At 46.2% G+C, this 221-nt stretch carries 1 pseudogene; it reads right to left on the reverse strand.

The features are described from left to right. Positions 1–221: pseudogene (locus tag LKK83_RS00260) on the reverse strand (hypothetical protein); the annotation flags it as partial.

Here is a 221-nt window from a genome sequence, read left to right on the forward strand (position 1 = left end):
GTGTCCTCTAAAACCGATTCTAGGTCAGACACCAAATCTCCTAAAGCCTCATCGAAATTCGGTTCGTCTGGCGTAATATAAGCTTTCGCATACTCCACCAATGCCTGACCCATATCGGTTGTGCGCCAGTCTTTGCCTTCAGCCACTACGCTATCCATTAATGGCGCAGTTCCTTTCGCACCTCGAACTTGGAAGATAATATCGTTATAGTCTTTATCGGT

Origin of the sequence: Phormidium sp. CCY1219 (assembly GCF_035615515.1) — a bacterium.
GTDB lineage: Bacteria > Cyanobacteriota > Cyanobacteriia > Cyanobacteriales > Laspinemataceae > CCY1219.